This window comes from Agaribacter marinus, assembly GCF_030160655.1.
In the GTDB taxonomy this organism is placed as follows: domain Bacteria; phylum Pseudomonadota; class Gammaproteobacteria; order Enterobacterales; family Alteromonadaceae; genus Glaciecola; species Glaciecola marina.
The window spans coordinates 1,068,970-1,090,261 of the sequence record NZ_BSOT01000005.1 but is presented as its reverse complement, the minus strand read 5'-3'; the positions used below and the strand labels follow the sequence as shown (position 1 = coordinate 1,090,261).

21 protein-coding genes are annotated in these 21,292 nt (G+C 40.4%); 14 read left to right on the top strand and 7 right to left on the bottom strand.

Features of this window, described 5'->3' with window-relative positions:
- Positions 1–4: 4 nt before the first annotated feature.
- Positions 5–238, bottom strand: coding sequence for a hypothetical protein (locus QQK00_RS06320; protein ID WP_284216636.1), 234 nt, complete (start codon positions 236–238; stop codon positions 5–7).
- Between the two features lie 90 nt (positions 239–328).
- A complete protein-coding gene (locus QQK00_RS06315) occupies positions 329–1,087 on the bottom strand; it encodes a DeoR/GlpR family DNA-binding transcription regulator (RefSeq protein WP_284216635.1) in 759 nt (252 codons plus the stop codon).
- A gap of 82 nt (positions 1,088–1,169) precedes the next feature.
- Between QQK00_RS06315 and QQK00_RS06310 the strand changes: the two genes are divergently transcribed.
- Both QQK00_RS06310 and QQK00_RS06305 read left to right on the top strand, forming a co-directional pair.
- The gene (locus tag QQK00_RS06310) at positions 1,170–1,754 is read left to right on the top strand and encodes an NUDIX domain-containing protein (protein ID WP_284216634.1); all 585 of its coding nucleotides are present in this window, start codon (positions 1,170–1,172) and stop codon (positions 1,752–1,754) included.
- 57 nt (positions 1,755–1,811) lie between these two features.
- Entirely contained in the window at positions 1,812–2,336 is a 525-nt protein-coding gene (locus tag QQK00_RS06305) for an SLOG cluster 4 domain-containing protein (RefSeq protein ID WP_284216633.1), read from the top strand.
- Between the two features lie 46 nt (positions 2,337–2,382).
- Here QQK00_RS06305 and QQK00_RS06300 read toward each other — a convergent pair whose 3' ends face one another.
- A complete protein-coding gene (locus QQK00_RS06300) occupies positions 2,383–4,032 on the bottom strand; it encodes a response regulator (RefSeq protein ID WP_284216632.1) in 1,650 nt (549 codons plus the stop codon).
- A 162-nt stretch (positions 4,033–4,194) separates the two neighbouring features.
- On the opposite strand from QQK00_RS06300, the gene QQK00_RS06295 reads away from it, so the two are divergent.
- The 6 genes from QQK00_RS06295 to QQK00_RS06270 all read left to right on the top strand — a co-directional run bounded on the left by QQK00_RS06295 (position 4,195) and on the right by QQK00_RS06270 (position 10,637).
- A complete protein-coding gene (locus QQK00_RS06295) occupies positions 4,195–4,728 on the top strand; it encodes a hypothetical protein (protein WP_284216631.1) in 534 nt (177 codons plus the stop codon).
- Between the two features lie 139 nt (positions 4,729–4,867).
- On the top strand, positions 4,868–5,875 hold the full coding sequence (trhO, locus tag QQK00_RS06290) for an oxygen-dependent tRNA uridine(34) hydroxylase TrhO (RefSeq protein ID WP_284216630.1): 1,008 nt from the start codon (positions 4,868–4,870) through the stop codon (positions 5,873–5,875).
- Between the two features lie 96 nt (positions 5,876–5,971).
- Complete coding sequence (locus tag QQK00_RS06285; RefSeq protein WP_284216629.1) at positions 5,972–6,229, top strand: EF-hand domain-containing protein; 258 nt, start codon at positions 5,972–5,974, stop codon at positions 6,227–6,229.
- A gap of 99 nt (positions 6,230–6,328) precedes the next feature.
- Positions 6,329–7,078 carry a carbon-nitrogen hydrolase family protein gene (locus QQK00_RS06280; protein ID WP_284216628.1) on the top strand — a complete coding sequence of 250 codons (750 nt, stop codon included), beginning with the start codon at positions 6,329–6,331 and terminating at the stop codon, positions 7,076–7,078.
- 369 nt (positions 7,079–7,447) lie between these two features.
- Positions 7,448–8,797 carry an NAD(P)/FAD-dependent oxidoreductase gene (locus QQK00_RS06275; protein WP_284216627.1) on the top strand — a complete coding sequence of 450 codons (1,350 nt, stop codon included), beginning with the start codon at positions 7,448–7,450 and terminating at the stop codon, positions 8,795–8,797.
- Entirely contained in the window at positions 8,787–10,637 is a 1,851-nt protein-coding gene (locus tag QQK00_RS06270) for a 4Fe-4S binding protein (protein ID WP_284216626.1), read from the top strand. The genes QQK00_RS06275 and QQK00_RS06270 overlap by 11 nt, the downstream gene beginning before the upstream one ends.
- Before the next feature lie 72 nt (positions 10,638–10,709).
- On the opposite strand, the gene QQK00_RS06265 is transcribed toward QQK00_RS06270, so the two are convergent.
- The 4 genes from QQK00_RS06265 to QQK00_RS06250 form a co-directional block, all read right to left on the bottom strand.
- Complete coding sequence (locus QQK00_RS06265; protein ID WP_284216625.1) at positions 10,710–11,063, bottom strand: RidA family protein; 354 nt, start codon at positions 11,061–11,063, stop codon at positions 10,710–10,712.
- A gap of 289 nt (positions 11,064–11,352) precedes the next feature.
- Complete coding sequence (locus QQK00_RS06260) at positions 11,353–12,015, bottom strand: hypothetical protein (protein WP_284216624.1); 663 nt, start codon at positions 12,013–12,015, stop codon at positions 11,353–11,355.
- Positions 12,015–12,569 (bottom strand): RNA polymerase sigma factor, encoded by a 555-nt coding sequence (locus tag QQK00_RS06255; protein ID WP_284216623.1) that lies wholly within the window; start codon positions 12,567–12,569, stop codon positions 12,015–12,017. Before QQK00_RS06255 ends, QQK00_RS06260 begins: the two co-directional genes overlap by 1 nt.
- A 132-nt stretch (positions 12,570–12,701) precedes the next feature.
- Positions 12,702–14,249, bottom strand: a complete 1,548-nt coding sequence (locus tag QQK00_RS06250) for a S41 family peptidase (RefSeq protein WP_284216622.1) — start codon at positions 14,247–14,249, stop codon at positions 12,702–12,704.
- Between the two features lie 144 nt (positions 14,250–14,393).
- Here QQK00_RS06250 and QQK00_RS06245 point away from each other — a divergent pair, with 144 nt between their 5' ends.
- The 6 genes from QQK00_RS06245 to QQK00_RS06220 all read left to right on the top strand — a co-directional run bounded on the left by QQK00_RS06245 (position 14,394) and on the right by QQK00_RS06220 (position 21,223).
- Positions 14,394–15,128, top strand: a complete 735-nt coding sequence (locus QQK00_RS06245; RefSeq protein ID WP_284216621.1) for an SIMPL domain-containing protein — start codon at positions 14,394–14,396, stop codon at positions 15,126–15,128.
- A 149-nt stretch (positions 15,129–15,277) separates the two neighbouring features.
- Positions 15,278–16,048, top strand: a complete 771-nt coding sequence (locus tag QQK00_RS06240; protein ID WP_284216620.1) for a metallophosphoesterase family protein — start codon at positions 15,278–15,280, stop codon at positions 16,046–16,048.
- A gap of 142 nt (positions 16,049–16,190) precedes the next feature.
- The gene (locus QQK00_RS06235) at positions 16,191–16,814 is read left to right on the top strand and encodes an outer membrane beta-barrel protein (RefSeq protein ID WP_284216619.1); all 624 of its coding nucleotides are present in this window, start codon (positions 16,191–16,193) and stop codon (positions 16,812–16,814) included.
- A 115-nt stretch (positions 16,815–16,929) separates the two neighbouring features.
- A complete protein-coding gene (locus QQK00_RS06230) occupies positions 16,930–17,337 on the top strand; it encodes a GFA family protein (protein ID WP_284216618.1) in 408 nt (135 codons plus the stop codon).
- An 18-nt stretch (positions 17,338–17,355) separates the two neighbouring features.
- Positions 17,356–17,724: an MmcQ/YjbR family DNA-binding protein gene (locus QQK00_RS06225; RefSeq protein ID WP_284216617.1), complete on the top strand. Its 369-nt coding sequence runs from the start codon at positions 17,356–17,358 to the stop codon at positions 17,722–17,724.
- A 235-nt stretch (positions 17,725–17,959) separates the two neighbouring features.
- Positions 17,960–21,223, top strand: coding sequence for a methyl-accepting chemotaxis protein (locus QQK00_RS06220; RefSeq protein WP_284216616.1), 3,264 nt, complete (start codon positions 17,960–17,962; stop codon positions 21,221–21,223).
- The last annotated feature ends 69 nt before the right edge of the window (positions 21,224–21,292 follow it).

Sequence of the window (21,292 nt, the reverse complement as noted above, 5' to 3'; positions counted from 1 at the left end):
GGCATTAAGGTTTTGGATCAAATCCCCCATATTGCAGGCCGAGTCCAGGAATTCTATTGTTTGAATCCCCTGTTAACCAATAACTCACTTTATTATTAAATCCGTGCTGAAAAAGTTCATCACCGATGCGTTGCGCGTCGCTTTCAGTGTCAAAACATTCTGTGTGATGCAATATATCGTTAATTGACGAACATGATAGTAAGAAAAAACAAGTTAATAAAAGCACGAATCCTTTCATACAAATTCCTTATGGGATGCAAATTTTGTAGCTAAAAGCAGGTTATCAGTGTTTGATAAAAAGTTTCAATTGCAGACTTAACAGTTAGTATTATTCAGAATAAATAACATTTATACCTAAATCCGTAAACGCTTTCATTTTTTGCTGTCCGATAGATTTATTGACGACAATCGCACTTGCATCTATGGTTGGCAGTACTAAATATGCTGAAGCGGTATGAATTTTTTCATCTGATGCCATAACAATTGTTTCCGCCGCATGGTCGCTAAGTGCTCGTTTCATATAAGCTTCTTCTAAGTCACCTGTGGTGAGCCCGTTTTCTATATGCACACCAGTGACTCCCATAAAATAAACATCTGCTTGAATATGTGCTAGGTTTTCAAGTGCCCTGACGCCCATCGAAACCATTGAATGCTTGTAAAGGCGCCCGCCAATGATTTCAACGTCAATTTTATCGTGACTAATTAACTCGACGGCAACGTTTGGACTATGAGTTACAATCGTTGCGCTTAGGTTAATAGGCAAATGCCGCGCTAGCTGGACCGCTGTTGTTCCTCCATCGATAATAACTATTTGACCGGGCTTAATTAGGGAAGCGCATTTTCTTCCGATATTGACTTTCTGTTCATTAGATATCTCTTCGCGCTTGACGAAGTTTACTACCGCCGGAGATGCAGGTAATGCTCCGCCGTGAACACGCTGTAATAGGCCATTTTTAGCGAGTTCCCGCAAATCCCTACGAATGGTGTCTTCAGATAAGTTAAGGCTAGAAGCCACATCCTTTGCGATGATTTTTCCCTCTTTTGCAAGGATTGCTAAAATCATTTGCTTACGCTGTTTAGTTAACACTTTAATATTCCTTACTTGCATTTGCATGAAATTGCACGATAATGCATGATAATGTCTGTTTGAAATAATGCAAAGGTTTGTTATGTCAAAATTAAATCGAGTAAACGTCATTGAAACGAAAACGTTGTCAAACGATTGGTACATATTAAATAAAACGACATTCGATTATTTACGCAATGACGGCAGTTGGCAACGCCAATCCCGCGAAACCTATGATAGAGGAAACGGAGCAACGATACTGCTTTACAGCCTCTCAACGCAGTCAGTAATACTGATTAAGCAATTTCGATATCCAACCTTTGTGAATGGCAATGAAGACGGTATGTTAATTGAAACCCCTGCTGGGTTACTTGAGCAGAAAAGCCCTGAAGACGCTATTAGAGAAGAAGTTGCAGAAGAAACGGGGTTTGCTATCGAACAGCCTGTCAAAGTGTTGGAAGCTTATATGAGTCCAGGTTCAGTAACAGAAAAGCTTCATTTCTTTATTGCGTCATACGAGTCTACAGCCCGGGTAAGTTGCGGCGGAGGGAACGTTGAAGAGGGGGAAGATATCGAGGTGTTTGAACTATCGATTGCTGAAGCACTAGAGCAGATTGACAGTGGTTTAATTAAAGATGCTAAAACCATCATGTTGCTTCAATATGCTGCGTTGAGGCTGTTTAATTAGCCATATCCGTAATGCATGTAATATTTGTATGGAAAATAAACAACTTAAGGATAACTCATGAGAGATTTTAGAAATCGGCCGCCGCAAATTAGTATATTGGGGAGTGCTGAGCGAGGCTCAAGTGCCTATTTAATGGCGGAACAAGCAGGGATTTTAATCGCTAAACTTGGATTTACTTTAATTAGCGGTTGCGGAAGCCCCGCAACACGAGCTGCAGCGCAAGCGGCACATACGAATGGTGGGAACGTAATTAGTATTGTACCAAATGCGAACATAGATGCTGAAGATTGGCCATGTAACGTGTTAATACCTTGTGGAATGGGTGATGCTAGAAACCTATTAATGGCACTTTCCGGTGACGCCTGTATTGTAGTTGGGGGGCGTGCAGGTACAATTTCTGAAGTATGTTTAGCATGGCTCCACAATCGACCACTTTTTCCATTGGTAGGGCATGGCGGTTGGTCAGAAAGTTTACCTGACAATCCGCCAGACGAGCGCAAGAATTCTTCTATCAGTCCTTGGGATAATACAGATTCTCTTCTCGAATGTTTAAAGGAGTCTAATTTTTGTTCATACGTATAACGCCACATCTGCGTTGGCGTGTTAAACCGATACTAAGCTAGTACAACTAAGCGCCTATCGTTTCCTCTACTTCCGTTTTCATTTCTTCGTATTTCTTTAAATGGGTATTCTTAAGCGGCATATTTTTAACAAAGCGATGGGTTTCCCTTGCTTCGGACAGTAGTCCTTCTTCAGGTTTATTGACAGACTTTATAAGCTTAACGGTACATTGTAGCAAATTAAGGTTAACGCCAATGTTTAAGGGCGCAACTGTCTTGGCCTGCTTAAATTCGTCGTATGCACTTTTAAAGTTACCATTGCTATATAGCGCAATGCCTTTTTTAGTATGTTCAATATATTTGTTGCGGGACACTTCCGCATTTTCAAGTTCGGTATTCATTAAATATTGAATTGCGTCATCGATTTTGTGTGTATTCTTTTTGAGCAACTTTACGAGTTTGTTTGCTTCTTCAAAATCACCCATATCTATCATTAGTTTTAGGCTATCGGCGGCCATTGAGATAGGATATTCGGTAAATTCTTTTTCTATTCTTATTTGCGCTTCTTCTAAACTACGCTTGGCTTCGGTTTGCTTGCCATCTAATAATTGCATTCTAGCAACAACAATTGACTCAAAAATTTTGAAGTCAAAGTCGTCTTGTTTCCTATTCACTAGGTCATCGTTTTGCAATCGCTGCATCGTTAACAAGGTTTCTTGCATATGCCGGTTTTTTGCCTTTTTGTCGTTAGTATTTTCTGCAACGTCTAGAATACTTCGAACGTAACCACATAAGTGATTAACATTTTTATGCACAGACCGTTGAGATAGGTCATAAATTGACTTTGCGCTGGCCATTGCCAGTTCATAATCGTCGTTCTCTCTCGCTATTTCACATACGCTAAAATGCCGTTCAATGGACAGTGGCGACAGGCTTAAGGCGTCTTGTATGTACTTTAAGGCTTCGGGTTTTTTGTCTAACTGTAAATAGGCTTCAGCTACAATATCGTAGGCTTCAACACTGTTGGCAGAGTTGTCGATAACCTTTTTACCAATGTCTATGGCGTCCTCATAATTTTGCATCAGTAATTGCGTTTTTGCCATTGAGCAAGCTGCCCAATGCATGGGGCGTTCATCTAAAATTTTCTGAAGTACTTTTTCTGCAGCGTCAAACTTTTTGGTTTTCCAGTAAAGATTGACTAACATTTTCAAACAATGTGACGTATATCTTGGCTCTACCTCCAAAAAGTGCTTACAATTTTCGATAGCAAGGTCATATTTCTCATAATCAATTTGGCTATACAGTGATGCTAGCGTAATACGTCGTGCTGTTGCTCTGGTGATTCGTGAATTTAACTGCGCTTGAGAAAAGGGTTTGATTAAGTAGTCATCGGGTTGCTTTTCAATCGACCCCAATACCATTCCTCTTGCGCTGTCACCACTGATCATGATGAAAACGGTTGAAGGTTTTACTAGTCGACGTTTTCTTACTTCTTCTAATAGTTCAAAACCGTTTTTACGGTTAGCGCCTAAGTGTAAATCACAAATGATGATGTCGTAACGCGTATTTTTACACGCTTTTAGACCCGCCTCAGCTGATAATTCTGTTGCTATACGTTTTGCACCGAGGTTAGACAATAGCCCTTTAAGTAAGAGTAAAAATGGCCGTCTATCTTCTACAACCAGGCAGCGTTTGTCTGAATAATCCAGTTTTTCCATTGAATAGTTTACTTGTTATTTGCTCGAAATAGGAAAGTGCGAGGTCGCGACTTTTAAATGGATGTTAAAGAATATATCGCGCCAATCTGGTTTCCCTTGAGGAAAATCACATATTTGTCGATACACTTATAGTCGACAACCCATTTGTACTCTAAAAATAATATGGCTCAATTTGTATCACTCAGAACATTTATTGAACACCAAGGAAAGGTGAGCTCAGCGATTGGTGCCGTCGATAACATAAGTGAAGAGGGACAAAATAGCGCGGGATCTGCACAAACTGCACGTTTAAGTTTGTTTTCGAGTATGCTTCAAGATGCCCTCGTACGTGACCATATTCATGTTGAGGATGAAGAAAAGTTTCGTTCTATCGAAGATTTCATAGACGTTAATGTTCACAATAATGTCGCTCTAAAGGCGGATGCTCAACAAATTGTTCAACAGAATAAGCTGGGTGAAATGCTCAATGAAGGACACCTAGCGGATTTCAATCTATCCCGTATGTTATGGCCAATGCTACTGTCACAATATGACGATGCCTATCGTTTGGATGACGAGGTTGTGGCAAACGCGTCAGTGCATGCACAAGAAACCATTCGTCATGGCGACAACATGGATGTATCTGAGAGCATGGTAGCAGATCCACTTAAGCTCTACGATGTCTTGCAAACCCTGAAGATGCGCGCTGATTCCTAATTCATCCCCTATATTTTTGACATAAATCAATTGTTTATTAGTTCTTTATTTAGTGCTCTCGATTTGCTGCACACTTTATGGTATTTTTCGCGCCGCAATTTTGCATTGGTTTTACGTTCCAACAAGCAAAGGAAATAACATGAAAAACTACCTCGTATGTGCGATGTATAAATTCGTCACGCTCGAAAATTATCAAGACATTCGCGAGCCGCTTCGTGACTTTATGGAAGCGAACAAGATAAAAGGTACGCTATTACTGGCGTTAGAAGGCATTAATGGCACTGTGTCTGGTACGCGTGAAAATATACAAAAACTCCTCGATTATTTGAATGCAGATGCACGCATAAACCCAATTTCTCATAAGTTTTCATGGCATGATGAACAGCCGTTTTATCGCACTAAAGTAAAGCTGAAGAAAGAAATAGTAACGATGGGCGTTGAAGGTATCGACCCCAAAAGAACGGTGGGTACTTATGTTAAACCAAAAGATTGGAATGCGTTGATTTCTGACCCAGACGTAACAGTAATAGATACGCGTAACGACTACGAAATCGAAATTGGCACGTTTAAGCGCGCGATTAACCCCGAAACAGCGTCTTTTAGAGAGTTTCCTGATTATGTTGAAAATTCACTAAATCCAGAAAAACATAAGAAAGTTGCGATGTTTTGCACGGGTGGTATTCGTTGTGAAAAGTCCACGGCCTATTTGAAAGAACAAGGCTTTGACGAAGTGTATCATCTTGAAGGTGGGATTTTACAGTATTTAGAGGACGTACCTAAAGAAGAAACATTGTGGGAAGGTGACTGTTTTGTGTTTGATAACCGCGTAGCAGTGAATCATGATTTAGAAAAAAGTGAATATGATCAGTGTTATGGCTGTCGCTTGCCTATTACCGAAGAAGACAAACAAAGCCCGATGTATGAAAAAGGTGTAACGTGTCCAAAATGTTACGGTTCACATACAGATGAGCAACTTGCTCGATTTAGAGAACGTGAAAAGCAGGTGAATTTGGCAAAACAGCGGGCTGAAGAACACGTGGGTACCGGCGCACGCGATGTGATGTTACAAAAGCGCCAAGAAAAAGCAGAAGAACAACGAACGAGAGCGTTGGAAAAGAATAATCAATCGAAGAATGACGCGAGCTAATTGCTTGATTTTAGGAATACTATTCAGTTTTTCTGTAGACACTTACTCGCTTATCAGAGTAAACTTGAGGCTACAGCACATTATAGGAATACGCTGATGAGTGATACGACAGCCGAAAACAAATTAAACCAAGAACAAATTGATTCAATCAGAAAAGACTTTGATTTTTTTGACCAAGATAAAAATGGCCAAATTGATTTAAAAGAATTCATTGAGTTGTTGACGATATTGTCGCCAAAAACTAAAGCGAGTCATGTTGAAGAAGGGTTTAATCTTATCGATGGTAACAGTGATGGTTACATCGACTTTGAAGAGTTTTTGACTTGGTGGAATGAGTGCTGGTGGGAATACTAGCGCCTAAATGCGTTAAGCCTTACTCTATCTTTTAAACCGATAAATTTGTTCGTTTAAAATAATTTTTGATTATTTTCCAATTAACTCAAATCATCAAAAATGAAAATAGCATCCGTACAATGCAAATCAACAGCGGGAGAGGTTGAATTAAACCTTTCTCGTCATATTGCATTTATAAATATTGCCATTAAGCATAAATGTGACCTCGTTTTCTTCCCTGAATTGTCATTAACAAACTACGAGCCGCACTTAGCTGAATCCCTCGCATCAGGTGAGCAGACGCCACAATTCGCTATTCTACAAACATATGCCGACGACAATAATATTGTCATTTGCGTTGGTATGCCAATACGTGCAGCCCATGGAATTCAAATTGGGCAAATGATATTTCAGCCAAATAAGGCCAGAGCAATCTACGCTAAACAAATTTTGCATGCCGATGAGTATCCATTTTTTGTATCTGGTGACGACAGTGTTTTCATTGAAATAGGCGAGGAGCGTCTAGCGCCTGCTATATGCTACGAATCGATGTTAAATCGTCATGTTGAGGCGGCATATGAGAATGGCGCGCGTGTCTATTTAGCGAGTGTTGCTAAAAATATGAGTGGTGTAGAGCGCGGCAATGTGCACTATTCGCAAGTAGCCAAACGCTTTGGCATACACGTGATAATGTCAAATGCCATTGGTCCTTGTGATAACTTTACAGCAGTCGGTGGCAGCGCCGTTTGGAATACCGTTGGAGAATGCGTAGCCACTCTAGACAATAGTAGTGAAGCAGTTTTGATATACGATACGCTTGAAAGTGGCTGCACAATTGTTTCGCTGTCTGCTGAGCTGTGTGATTCGTAGCGATAGTTTAAGATGTGATCAATTTAAGCTGCTGTCAGTTTAAACCCTATTGGCTGAAATCCCTACTGCGTTTCTTCATACATAGATATTCCCTTAAAGCACTCTGTGCTCTTCATGATAGTTACACAATCATTATTTACGTGAAAACCAAGAGAACGTTGAGGAAGATAAACTGCGTATACGTCCGTCGTTAGTGGCTGACGTCATTTGAACATAACGATTTCATAACAATTTTGTCCATGCGTTGCGTTTTAAGTCGTGTGATCGTACTTTGACTGCATGCAATGCATATGTGAAATCTTATTTTCTTTAAGACAACGTTATATGTTAATAAAACCAAGCTAACAAAATTAATGGAATCAACGCGTTATGAGCAAACTTGTAATCATTGGGAATGGAGTGGCTGGCGTTACGGTTGCCCGTCATGTCCGAAAACGCAGTGATATGGAGATTTTAATCATATCTTCAGAAACTGAACACCATTTTTCCCGCACGGCCTTAATGTACATATTTATGGGGCACATGAAGTTTGAGCATACTAAGCCGTACGAAGATTATTTTTGGAAGAAAAACAGAATAGATCTTAAACAAGGTTTTGTGTCTAACATTGATACCGACGCTAAACGTCTTACCTTGTCGTCAAGTGAACAGATTGAATATGCTGACTTAGTATTAGCGACAGGCTCAAAGTCAAATAAGTTTGGTTGGCCGGGACAAGATCTCCCTGGTGTACAGGGCTTATTTAGCTATCAAGATCTCGAATTGATGGAAGACAACTGCCAGCATGCTAAACATGCGGTATTAGTGGGTGGGGGGCTTATCGGTGTTGAGATGGCCGAAATGCTATTGTCTCGCGGAATAGAGGTAACTTTTCTTGTTCGCGAAGACCGTTTTTGGGGAAACATTCTGCCAGCGGAGGAAGCTACGTTAGTTCAGATGCATGCAGAATCGCATGGCGTTAAATTTCGTCTTGAAACCGAGTTAAGTGAAATCATCGCAGGAGAAGATGGCCGAGCGAAATCTGTTATTACCACATCAGGCGACGAGATTGCTTGTGATTTTGTCGGTTTATCGGCTGGTGTGCATCCAAATATTGACGTCGTTTCTCAAAGCAAGGTAGCCGTAGGACGAGGCATTTTAGTTAATGATTATCTTGAGACTAATATTCCTAACGTTTATGCAGTAGGCGATTGCGCAGAAATACAGGTACCAGAAGGCCGCAATAGAATCGAACCGTTGTGGTACACCGGTAAAATGCAAGGTGAAGCGCTAGGTAAGACAATAGCGGGTGATAAAACTGAATATATCCGCGGTATTTGGTTTAATTCCGCTAAGTTTTTTGACATTGAATACCAAACATATGGCTTTGTAGCTAACGCACCCTTAGACAATATCTCATCCTTTTATTGGCAGCATCCAGAACAAGCGTTATGTATACGTATTAACTATCAAACTGACACGCAAGTGGTAACAGGTATCAACACATTCGGTATTCGTATGCGTCATGAAGTGTGGGAAAAGTGGTTGGCAAATAACTGTACGTTAAAATATGTTTTACAGCACTTACGAGATGCTAATTTTGACCCAGAATTTTATCGTCGATACGAGCAAGACGTGATTAACACGTTTAATGCACAGCACGCCGACTCACAACTGTCATTATCTCCGTTGCATTGGTTAACCAAGCGTTTTACTAGGGAGCAAGCACATGCAAAATAATCATTTGACTTGGATAGCCCCCGTTAAAAAATCAGGCTTATCACTGTTTTTAGTGGGGTTTGTCGTCTTTGTGGGCATGTTGTTTACAAATAATTTCACCTTAACTGAAAGTGCCTTAAGCAATGCAGTAGGTAACGACTCACATCGCCAGCTCATACAACCACACTTGTCAGACCTAATAGACACAACCGTCTCGAACAAAGTCACTTTTATTGAGACCCTTCGTTCGACGTTTAGTGAATACAATAATACGCTTAATGATCGATATACGATTTCTGCTACTGACATTGAGGCGATCATGTCAGAGGTTGAAAGTCTGGGGCACTACGAACTAGCGATACTGGATACCGTGTTTAGTGGGCAAAATGACGCGGGTATTTATAAAGCTAAAAAGCTATCTGATTATACAGGTTGGTTAGCTGGACCACAGGGTAAACCACTGAGTGAAATCGAACAAATCGTCAACGAGAAGTCGGCTGAAATTAACGTCAATGTAAGTGACGTAACTAATGGAAAGCGTATCTACGATTATGACGCAGGCCAATATCTTTATGCGATTACCAAAAACGCGTCTTCAGGCGTTGTTGCACAAAACGTCGGATTATTTTTTGTATTGTCGGTTTTGTTAGGCACTTTAGGTGCACTGATGTACATCATTCCTGAAAAGTACACCGGGCCAGCGGGTATCAAAAATAACAATGTATTTACCAATTCAGCCACTAACGGCGGGTTGATTGGTATACTTGTCACCGTATTTTTGGTAGTGGTATACATTGCCTTATACTTTTTCCCCGAATACATTATTGAGTGGGTATCGTTAGTTGACCCAATGTTCAAAGTGTTAAATGGCAGCGGTGCTGGCTCTTGGTCTATTTACGGTTTCATCTATACACTTGCCATTGTGGTAATGGGTGTACGTATGTTTATCAAATATCGCCACAGCAACTATCACATCGCTCGCACTGCTTCACTCATCTTTTTTCAATCGAGCTTTGCATTTTTGATTCCTGAGATTTTGATTAAGCTTAATCAGCCTTCTACTGATTTAAAAAATATGTGGCCCTTAGACTACGATTTTTTTGATGCCTGGAACCTTGATAGTTTAAGTTCAAGCGGTGGTATTGGTATGTTCATACTAGTATGGGGGATCACCTTATTTGCTGTCGGTGTGCCTCTGTTTACTTACTTTTTCGGTAAGCGTTGGTATTGTTCTTGGGTTTGCGGATGCGGTGGTTTAGCGGAAACTGCAGGCGATCCATACAGACAGTTATCAGACAAATCAATGAAGGCGTGGCGCATAGAACGTGTCGTTGTTCACGGCGTATTAGTATTTGCGGTGGTGATGACAGGTGCAATTTTGTATACCTACTTTACTGGTGTTAAAACGTTAGCTGGCATTGATACATACACCTTAAGAAGTGCCTACGGATTTTATATCGGTGCATTATTCTCTGGCGTCGTAGGAACAGGTTTCTATCCTAAAATGGGGAATAGGGTATGGTGTCGTTTTGGTTGTCCTTTGGCGGCTTACATCGGTTTTATTCAACGTTTCAAATCTCGTTTTCGCATTACTACTAACGGAAGTCAGTGTATTTCTTGTGGTAACTGCTCAACCTATTGCGAGATGGGTATTGATGTAAGAGCTTACGCTCAGCGAGGTGAAGACATTGTTCGTTCGTCCTGTGTTGGCTGTGGCGTTTGTTCTTCTGTTTGCCCAAGAGGCGTACTTAAACTTGAAAACGGCACGGTTGATGCTGTGATAGACCAATCGAAGAAAGACGAAACGGTTAATATTGTGCAAGTCATGACGGCAGAAGAACAAAAAGCATTGGTGAGTTAATTATTTGCTGGTTTTCTGCCTCTAGCATTGTGTTTCTGAAAAATGGTGTTTCGGAAATATCAGTAGTTGCGACTATATCTGCGCCGCTACCACTGATATTTCCACCAAGAGTTCAGGTCTCGCCATAGATGCCTGAACACACGCTCTTGCTGGCGCATGACCCGCCGGTACCCAAGCATCCCAAATGGCATTCATCTCGGCAAAATATTTCATGTCTTTAATGTAGAGAGTGGCAGACAACATATGCTCTGTGTTGCTACCTGCTTCAAGTAATAAGGCCGCTACTTTATCAAGCATTGTTTGCGTTTGTTCAGCAATGCCTTTAGATGCATCCGCCGCAACCTGCCCACATAAATAGACAGTACCTTGATGTATAACAATGCGACTCATGCGTTGTTTAGTTTCTTTTCTAATGATTGATGCCATTATTCATATCCAATAATATTTTTGCGCCGGATGTTACCAGTAGTTGACGTGTAATTCTGCTAAAACTTGAGTAATCTTTGCTTGCCAGCGCTTGCGCCCAGCCGTACTTTTATTTCTTCAGACACGAGCTAATCTGCATGTGTTCTTTGTTTTATCATGTGATTAGAGTAAATACCCAAGAGTTATCATAGGTAGTATGCAAAGGGTGTTTGCGTATAAACAGTTGAGTCGATAGATAAGTTGCATCTATGGCGGAGCAAGCTTAAGCAGCCTCAAAATTATTATAGTACTACTGAAAGTCCTTCACTAACTTACGCAGGTTTTCAATTTTTTGTTTAAGCGAACGTTGCTGTTTTTGACCACTATATATTGTCGCTAGTCCTGCAAGAGTGACACTTCCAAGTATTATACTACCGAGTATCGGCTTAGCTATATTGCTTAGGTCTGTAACTAGTGTGCCGCCGAGTATACTTGGGAAAAACGCCCATAAAACGACGCCATAAAAAATGAACAAAATGCTGTAACCAAACCACGTGGTCGCTTTTGCAATTTTTGATGCGCTGATGTTTTGGTCTAGCATTAATTGTGCATAGTCACCACTGGACTCAGTGCGAGCTTTCCAGTGTGCGCCTTGGTACCAAGTAACAGAAAAACTAAAAATTACAATCAATAAGAGCATTAATGAATACAAGGCATAATCAAATTGGGAGGGTAGTCCAAGACGTATTTCATTTGCTATATATGCACCAGATAGTGTTGCCATAATTACATTTACTGCGGTACTAACTTTTGAACGTGCGCGCTCTCTTTTTACTTTGCTTATCATTGCTTGAGCAAATGTGTCCAGCCTTTCTTCTTGAGTTTGATTGATACCTATTGGTTTTTCATCTTGCCGCCAATCAGCCATTAACTCTGACCAAGCGTATTGATCATATTTTTCTATTTTACTCATCACTTTTCTCCAAAATTGTGTATCAAGACATCTCTCAATGCTTTTTTTGCTCTGCTGAGCTTTACTCCCACGTTGTTCTTACTCAAACCGGTAATAACTGAGATATCATCGTAGCTAAGGCCATCTAGGCTGAGCGTGACTAATTGCCTTTGCATGATCGGTAGTTGCCGGATGGCAAAGAGTAGTTGATGTAATTGCTGCTGCCCTTTGGTGTGTTGCTCTGGATCGGGTTGCCAACATGAATAGTCATCCTCAAATTCAGTATGTAGCGCTATTCTGCTTTGTTTAGCAACATGGTTTAGTGCTCGATTATAGGCAACCCTGTACACATAAGTTTTTACTGCACATTCGCCTTTAAATCTTTCAAGAGCTTGCCATACTGACAGTAATATTTCTTGCAATAGGTCTTGTTGTAATTTGGAATCTGCTTCAAATGTGGCGGCGATTTTTTCTAGCATTTTATGGTGCTGAGCAATCGTTTCTTCGAATGAAGGGCTTACTTCCATGTTTGATGCCCAGCCATGTTTAACATTACTTGAAAGTTTACCATCCATGCTATCCAAATTTTATTATCTATGGTGATTAGTAAATGTAGTTAGCAAAAACTTACAAGTTTTCTATCTTTTTATCCGACAAGACCTTGATTTTGGCGCATATTGCTAAGAATCAAATGGAGCCGGCGACGTTTAAGGCGCACTTGATTCAAGTCGCGTTCTGGCATCCACAAATGCGCAATCGGCTGCCGGTGCGCTTTGGTTTACAAGGTACCCAAAACCAAGCGCCGTCATCGCTGCATCAATAGCGCCGCTTCTTTCTGAGTTTGAATCTACCACTTCAAACGTTGTCGATTCAATGTCAACGGGTACACCCACTGCCTCAAAAGACTGCCCTGTATGATCATAAATTATCATATTAGATAAGCCCAAGCTTACGTCTTCAGTGGGAAGCTGTTTATCTAGGATAGCTGATAGAATGCCGTCTGATGGTTCGCCAATAAAGCATACCGGATGTTTCAGTGCACGCATTGACAATAAGAAATGCTCAGCAGCACTATATGTATTTGGGCCTGAAATGGTGGCAATGGGTCGGCTATACGAAACACGCTCTGTCGGTGCTAGTTCACGATGAATGCGTGGGGTGCGTTGTGGTGTTAGGGAATCATCATAAGTAATCGCTTCATAGGCGCTTACAATTACCTTTTCTGTAGAAAATCGACTAGCAATAGCGTCAGCAACCGCTAAATCGCCCCCTCCATTAAACATGACGTTTATAATCAAGGCCTCAGTGTGTGCTAGGTCTGTGAGAATGCTATCCATCAACTCTTCAGTGGCCGTTACATCATTTTCTGTCATACCCGGAGATATACCTGCCATACCATTAACTTCTAAATATCCAACGACACCATTTCCAATGGTTGCCCACTGGAAAACGTCCTGACTTTCACCGCCAGCCATTTTTAGACTGTCAGGGTCGAAATAACTATCACGAATGTCGCCCATTATTTTAAACTGCGAGCTCAAATAGTCATTGAAGTCGATAATCTCTGATTGATTAATAAAACCAAGTTCAAAAATATCGATAAACGTTCCATCCGTGCTGGCGGGTGTATATTCGAAATCATCGCCCGCAGTGATGGTAACGTGCCCATCGTTTAAGCCTGATAACAGTGTAATAAGGATTGTTAATAGTTCTTCATCCGTTGTCAGACTATGTACCTGAGCTCTTGCGGTGCTTACGCGCTCTTCCCAATCTAGAATGCCACGCAGCTCAAAAAATGGATAATAATCATTGAAGTTATGTATGATGTGGTTAAGTGTAGATACTGGTTCGTATTCAGTGATTAGCCTGTTATCCAGACATGCTGGCGGCATCGAATCTCGTTTAGAAAATGCGAGTATTCCAGCATCTTCCGTTGCGATAAAGCCATCAACATCAACTGAATCTACTGTTAAAAGGCTAGCAAGTTCCCTTTGAGTGGTATTTCTTTCAAGCAAACAGGTTTCTCGCGTGTAGTCATAAATATCGATGATGTCACCAGTAACCTTTATTGCACGTCCAAAACCCAGCTGCACCCAAACACCCTCGGGGAACTGCGAAGCAGGAGAGTTCTCCTCAGAGGGAGGGACAACAGGCTCTGGATTAGGCACCTTACTGTTATTGTCACCACAGCCGAATACTAAGAGTGCCGTCAGCGAGAGCATGAATTTTGATGTTTTGATATTTGGAAGAAACATTTTATTACCTACTATAATTAACATATGAAGCTTATTATTTATTTGAAGGCTTTTTAATGTAAGAAAGTAGCTAATAATTGTTATTTAATTACTGCAGCCCCCAAAACCAGATACTATTAATTAAAAATAAAGGGAAAATTTTTGATGAAATATTTGCTATTGCTTAGTCTATTCTCGTTTTCGGCAATGACTTTTGCCAATTCACCATTACCTAATCATCGGCACATTGCCGTTGTTGGCACGGCAGAGCTTGAAGCCAAGCCTGATATTGCCGTGGTGTCGTTTTCTTTACACAGTGAACAAAATAGCAGTCAAGCGGCCAAAAAAGACGTAGATGATCGCGTGAACTTATTTTTAGATGGTCTAGATAAATTTGATATTGATGAAGACAATGTATCAGCGTCGAGCATCTCCACTCAACCAGTGTACACCTACGCTAAAGGAAATAAGCGTCAAGTGGACGGTTATTCAGCGAACCGCGAGTTAAAAGTGACCCTGAATGATATCACCCGGTTAAGTGATTTAATGGATTTTGCGCTTAGCGTAAAAATTAACTCTATTGGGAACATTAATATGAAGTCATCTAAAGAAACCGCGTTAAAAGATGAAGTAAATGCCCTCGCTGTCAAAAATGCCAAAGAAAAAGGCAAGTCATTTGCCAAAGCGTTTGATGCAAAATTAGGGAATATTTACAGTATTAATCTAAACAGTAGCAATAATATGGGTCGATTTGGTCGCAATCGCGCAACCGAGATGATAACGGTGAGTGGTATGAAGTTAGATGAATCAGGTAGTAAAGGCCAGTATTTACAGGAAAACATCGTGTTCTCAGCGTCAGTTAGTGTGGTGTTTGACCTAGAGGTATTTGAGTTTAACTAATATTTACAGCTCACTGAGCCATAGTGAATATGGGAAAGGCCCATAGGCAACACCAAATAACCAAACATGACTTTACGTTTAATTCTGCTAAAAATTGAGTAATTTGGCATTGGGAACTGATTGATGACACTTCAAAGGACAAATGTCGAATGAAAATAGCATTAGTATCTGATATTCACAGCAACGTCTTTGCGCTGACGGCCGTCATTGAAGACATTCGTAAACGAGGCGTAGATGTTTCGGTAAACTTGGGGGATATTTTATATGGTCCCATTGCACCACAGGCAACATATAATCTTTTGATGAAGCATGACTTTATAACGATATCGGGAAACCAAGACCGTCAAATCTATGAATCCAGCATTAAAGAAATCGAGTGCAACCCAACGCTTCAATTCATCTTGGATGATGTAAATGAGGATGCGTTAAATTGGCTAAAACACTTGCCATTTGATCACCAACTTACTAATGAAGTTTACCTGTGCCATGGCTCGCCAACTAGTGATCAAATTTATTTGCTTGAAAATGTTGAGGAGGGACAGCCAATCCTTAGACAAGACGAAGAGATATTGGGCTTATTAGCGGGACAAAAAAGCACTGTCATTTGTTGTGGCCATACGCATATTTCGCGGGCAGTTAGTTTAAGTTCAGGTCAAATCGTAGTAAATCCCGGTAGCGTCGGTTTACAGGCGTATACTGATGACGCACCCGTTATTCATTCAATGGAAAATTTTAATAGCTGTGCGGCTTACGCGATAATTGAAAAGCAAAGCAGCTCACCGTCGAGTGCTTGGAACGTGCAATTCATTAAAGTGCCTTATGATGTGGAGTCGGCCGTTAAAGCGAGCCAACTGAGAAAGAGAGAGGACTGGGCACATTTTTTACGCACTGGGCGAAAACTACCCAAGCCTATTATGTAAATGTTGAATAAAAAAATTACGTCGCCTTACTAAAACTTACAATATGTTTCATTTTGTTGAACACTTTCCTATGAGTTATTAAACAGTATTTGCGCCCGTTTTTTTCGATAATTGTTTTCATCAACAATGAACAGGAAAAAACATGAAAAAATTATCAATTTGTACCGTATTTGCTTTTGGTCTAAGTTTGCCTATGGGCTTGGCAACCGCCGCTTCTGATTCAACAAAATTAGACAAAAACTCGCCACATAGTGTTGGCGTTCAACTATCTGCTGGTGGCGCAGACTATAAGAATAAAGGTGATGCGGATGATAATGTTATTGGCGGCGCTTACATCTATTATAACTATCAGTTTGCGGACAACTATTCAGTTGAATTAGGCTTCTCGGGTCTCACCGATGTGGATAACTGGAAATGTGACAGAAATTCCGATGATGAATGGGTATGCACGAAGAAAAATGACAAAATACTGAATATCGAAGCTGATAAGTTAGATTACAGCGCGTTTGTTATTGCCGCTAAAGGGAATATCGCGTTGTCTAAGCGTAATAGTTTATATGGTAAATTAGGCGCTAATTTTTATAATTATGAATTAACATTACAAAAAACTAAAGTCGCAGATGATGATGGCGTTGGCCTTTTTCTTGAAGCTGGTTGGGAGTATCGATGGGACAATGGTATTGGCATGAACGCCGGTATTCAATATCAAGATGCGGGTGATTTAGAAATATCGACTAGTAACATTGGAATAAGCTATCGATTTTAATTAATAAAGAATCAATTGATAAAGTCAGTAGGCTAGAAAAGCTTGCTGGCTTTGGTATATTGTTCTTGGTGTGCAGTTGTTATAAATAGCAAACGTAAATCGGGAGAGCAATAGATTGGCAAAAACATACTCAGGAAGTTGTTTGTGCGGCGACATTACCTTTTCAGTCGACGACTTTAGTCAAAAAGCGGCAAATTGCTACTGCTCAATGTGCCGTAAATTTCATGGTGCGGCTTATGGTACATTGGTTGGCGTTAGAGCGCTCATTTGGAATAGTGGTTTTGAAAAGCTTAGTGAGTATGTTGCACCCAATGGCACGATCAGAACTTTTTGTACTCGGTGTGGGTCGAGCATTGGTTTTCGAGTAAAGGGAGAAAGGATTGAAAATATGGAAATTGCCATCGCACTTTTTGATGATGATATTCCTGTAAAAATCGACGCACAAATTTACACAAGCTATAAAGCAAGTTGGTGTAAATTGGATGATGGAGTCGCTATCTTTTCGGAAGGTAGAAAGGAATAAAGGGCTAAGGAATAAGGCATGAATTACGATGAATTTAATGATTTCTGCAAGTCACTTAAGGCGACCAACCATGTGGTGCAATGGGGTAATTCGCATGTTTGGAAAGTCGATACAAAAGTCTTTGCTGTTGGTGGTTGGAGCAAGGAAAACAAGCCGGCTTTTACATTTAAGACATCTGAACAAAATTATTATTTTCTGTGTGAAAAGGATGGCTACCGGCCCGCGCCTTATCTTGCGTCACGAGGTATGAAATGGATACAGCAGTACCTTGGCACGGAAGCCGAAGACGAAGAACTTAAGTATTACATCGCGGAGTCATATCGTATTGTCTCTCTTGGCTTGAGTAAGAAAAAGCAAATCGAGTTAGGCTTGAATCAAGGTGTTTAGCCTATTTATATCTTTTAGTACCCCATAAATGTTCTACATTTGTCATCTCTTTTTAATGCTGAATTTACGCGTTTTATGTCTAACCAAGTTCGAGGCGCAACTTATTTCGCTAAAGTTACTCATGCACTGCCCGTTATATACTAAAGTTTATAAAATATTTTAGTGTAATGTTGCGTTGGTCAGGCATGAAAATGCAAAATGACTTGTTGTCGAAACATTTTTGGAGCCCAAGATAATGCGTTGGTTAAAAAATGTAAGTATGGTATACAAGTTGATAGCGGCATTCTCATTTTTGCTTATCCCTTTAGTTTTTGTAATTTATCTGTTGGTACACTCGTTAAACGTCGCTATTCACGATACTCAATATGAACTTGAAGGGGTGAAAGGTTCAAAAGCAGTATATGAATTGCTTAAATCAACCTCTGAACACAGAGATTTACACTCCCGTTTTGCTGGTGGTGATGCCTCACTAATAGGTGAGTTGCGAAATGCTGCTGAAAATACCTCACAAAAGTTTTCTAACTTATTGACTGTTTTAGACGAAAGCACTGTTTTTGGTTCGGGTGCATCGACGGGATCATCTGAAATTTATGACAATGCAGAAAATCTGAAGTTTGTTTGGGAAAGTTTGCGAAATGACAGCCAAAAAATATCGCCAGCAGATGGTATTAAGAAACACAATACGCTTATAGATAAATTGTTAATGCTTTCCTCAAATATGTCTGCAAAATCTATGCTTACATTTGATGTGAATGCAGATGCAAAATACCTCGCTCTCCTGATTACAAAAAATCTTCCTAAAATTGGCAACTCATTAGGAAAGATGCGGGCTAACGGCAGTGTCGCACTTGCGTCAGGTAGCATGAACCGTCAGCAGGAAATTTCATTGGTATCACAAAAAGCGAACTTGAAAGAGTTGTTAGCAACATTTGTTTATTATGAAAACAAAATTTTTGATTATAGTGATAGCCAAGGAGAGAACCTTAGAGTTCAATTAGCGGATGACTTTGAAAGGGTGAAGAGTGCAATTAATGAATCTATTCGCCTAACGGAAGATAACATCGTTTTTGCAGATGCTCTTAGCTATAGCGCCTCAACATATTTCGATAGAATGACCTTGTCGATTGGCACAGTATATAAAGACTTAGATATGCTCACTGTTGCTTTGAATGACAGGCTCAACGATAGAGTTGCTGCATTGACAGCAGAGCGAAATACTGAAATAGCGTCTATTTCGATTGTTACTTTATTGGCCTTGTTTATAGGGGGAATGGTAGTTGGAAATACCACAACTACTTTGGCTACAGCGAGTACCTTATGTAAAAACATATCTGAAGGTAGGCTAGATAATCATATACCTTCAGGTGGTCGAGATGAATTTTCGACATTGTTTCGAGCATTTGAAAATATGCAAAGTACCCTGTCCGATCGAATGAATGAAGTGGGGCGATTGGCTTCTGTTGTTGAGCATGCGCAAGTATCTTTGATGATGGCTGATAACGACTTAAATATTATTTCACTGAATCCAGCCGTGCATAAGTTGTTGAAGCGAAGAGAAGTTCAACTTCAATCAGTTTTCCCCAATTTTAAGGTTGATGAACTAGTTGGTAAAAATATTGATATTTTTCATAAAAAGCCAGCGCATCAACGCGGGATACTTCAAAATGAGCAAAGCTTACCGTTGAAGTCTGAAATAGACATCGGTGGAATAAGATTCAGATTGACTGCTTTTGCATTAAAGGATGAACATGAGAATCGTTTAGGTACGTGCGTTCAATGGGAAGATTTAATGGCTGATCCGGATTTTGCTAATTTTTCGGGGCAAATTGAAGCTATAGGGAAATCGTATGCAGTAATAGAATTTGAAATGGACGGCACTATCATTACCGCAAATGACAACTTCTTGAGTGCGATGGGCTACACGCTCGACGAAGTTAAACGTAAGCATCATCGCATGTTTGTGAGTGATGAATTGAGAGAGAGTCAGGAGTATTCGCACTTTTGGAAGCGGTTGAATCAGGGCGAATTTTTGTCTGGCGAGTATAAGCGCATTGCCAAAGGTGAACGAGAAGTATGGATTCAAGCATCATATAACCCGATTCTGGATATGTATGGTAAACCTTACAAGGTGGTTAAATACGCTGTAGAAGTTACGCAAGATAAAATGCGAAATGCAGATTTTTCAGGACAAATTGAAGCCATTGGTAAGTCGTCAGCCGTGATAGAATTTGATATGAATGGTTACATTCAATATGCAAATGATAATTTTCTAAATGCAATGGAATATTCATTGGAAGAAATCAAAGGTCAACATCATGGTATGTTTGTAGATTCTGGCGTTAGAGAAAGTGAGGAATACAAAGACTTCTGGAAAAAGCTCAATGATGGCGAGTATCAATCCGGAGAATACAAGCGAATTGGTAAAGGTGGAAAGGAAGTGTGGATCCAAGCCTCTTACAACCCCATTTTTGATATGAACGGCACGCCGGTTAAAGTCGTAAAATATGCGAATGACATCACTGCTCGAAAACATTCAATATTAGTGATACGGCGAGCACTAATATCCTTGTCTAAAGGGTATGTTAACGACAAGATTAATCAAGACGTCGATCCTGATTTTGAAGATTTAAAAATTGCAATGAATAACTCGATGGACAAGCTAAAATCAATGGTCATTGAGATTACTGAATCTGCGAGCCATGTTGCAAGCGCGGCAAAAGAAATTTCGCAAGGTAATTTAGACCTTAGCCAACGTACTGAAGAACAAGCATCAAGCCTTGAGGAAACTTCTGCGAGTATGGGGAATTTTACTAGCACCGTTAAAGACAACGCTCAAAACGCGCGTGTGGCTAGAGAAGTATCTGATAGTACTAAAGATCTCGCCCAAAAAGGGGGGGAAGTTGTCGGTGATGCTGTTGACGCAATGAGTGAGATTGAGTCTTCTTCCAATAAGATTGCGGATATTATTGGCGTAATTGATGAGATTGCTTTTCAAACAAATTTACTAGCGTTGAATGCTGCGGTTGAAGCGGCTAGAGCTGGTTCACAGGGGAGAGGTTTTGCGGTTGTAGCTTCGGAAGTCAGAACTTTAGCACAACGAAGTGCTGATGCAGCCAAAGAAATAAAGAGCCTAATTCAAGAAAGTGTCGCGAAAGTATCAGATGGCACTCGCTTAGTTGGACAATCTGGTGAAACGTTAATGAATATTGTGAGTTCAGTTAACGAAGTTTCAGGTATCGTTAAAGATATAGATTCAGCGTGCCAAGGCCAGTCTTCTAGTATTCAAGAAGTGAGTCATAGTATAGAAAGAATGGACGATATGACGCAGCAAAATGCAGCGTTGGTAGAGGAAGCGGCTGCGTCAGCTGAATCTTTAGATGAACAAGCAGGGAACTTGCTAGAGCTAATGCGGTTCTTTAACACCAATGATGTTAAACCACTTATAGCGGATAACTTAGGTCTGGAACATAAGGAAACCGACTCCTGTTATCTGCAATAGGAGTGGTTTGACTAAACAGAACTAGGTTCGAAGTTTTTCCATGCAGCGAAAAGACGTTCAGCCATTTGT